The sequence below is a fragment of the Helicobacter pylori genome, assembly GCF_003637665.1.
Classification (GTDB): domain Bacteria; phylum Campylobacterota; class Campylobacteria; order Campylobacterales; family Helicobacteraceae; genus Helicobacter; species Helicobacter pylori_CK.
The window spans coordinates 1-1053 of the sequence record NZ_MVWR01000028.1; the positions used below are offsets into that span (position 1 = coordinate 1).

A 1053-nucleotide genomic window follows, 5' to 3' on the forward strand; every position below is an offset into this window, starting at 1 on the left:
TTACCCCCCTAAAAACTATAAACATAACTCACATTAAACGCCACAAGGCGTTTAAAAAACAAAGAAGTGTTCAACCCTTTGCCATGCGTTTCATAAAAGGAATTGACCGCTAAAGGGATTTTTAAGCCCATTTCAAAGCCGTTATGCCTATTGACATTCACACGAACCCCAAAATTCAAAGGGATTTGGAAAAAACTCGTGTGCATTTTAGCTTGATAGCCCGTCAAGTAATTGTTGATAAAATCCGTTTGGCTCACCCACATGCCTAAACCACTCCCTACCCACGAACTCCCCGCTAAAGCAAAGCCTACATAAAAGCCCACGCTAGAATGTTTTTTTGCATTATCAATGAAATTATAAAGATAATCTATCCCAAGCCCATAGAGGTGGTTATTCATTTTGCCCAAACCATCAAAGCCGTTGCCCACAAAACCAAAATTAGTGTAACCATAGTCATAGAACAAGTAATAGCGAAACCCTTGATTTTTTTTCTTAGTAAAGAAATGCTTATACCCTACGCTCAAACTCACCCCATACATGCTTGAAATGTTTTTAGAATAAGAGCTAGGATCAAGCGCGTTTAAGGAATTTGAAATTTGAGCGATTTGAGAAGATAAAGAAGAAAGCATGCGGTTTTGAGATTGAGCAAATTGCAATTCTAAATTTTTTAAATTTTCTGCTAATTCTAAAGGGTTAGTAATGGGTTCTTGCATTTTTTCTAACGCTTGGGCTAGTTTAGGGTTAGATGCAACGCCACCGCTAAGCGTGACTATTTTTTCAATGTTTTGAAGGGTGGATTGGAGGTAGTATTGTTCGGCTTGCATTTCAGTGGGGGTTAATTTAGCATCGTTTTTTAAAGCGTTGTTGATGTAGTTAAAGGTGTTTTGCATGCTTGTGATTTCATTTTTAACTTGATTGAGTTTATAGATTTGGTTTTGAGCGTTAGAAATTATTTGGATGCGTTCTTGATTTAAAAAGGGGTTATTATGCTCAACGGCATGACTAATGGAATATTCAAAACCCACGCTCGCATACGCCCCATTTTCTTCAGCG

General features: G+C 37.7%; 1 protein-coding gene. It reads right to left on the reverse strand.

Features of this window, described 5'->3' with window-relative positions; translation table 11 throughout:
* Positions 1-8: 8 nt before the first annotated feature.
* The coding region (gene hopJ / locus EAL49_RS08200) for a Hop family outer membrane protein HopJ/HopK (RefSeq protein WP_162973145.1) at positions 9-1053 on the reverse strand (1045 nt) is incomplete at its 5' end.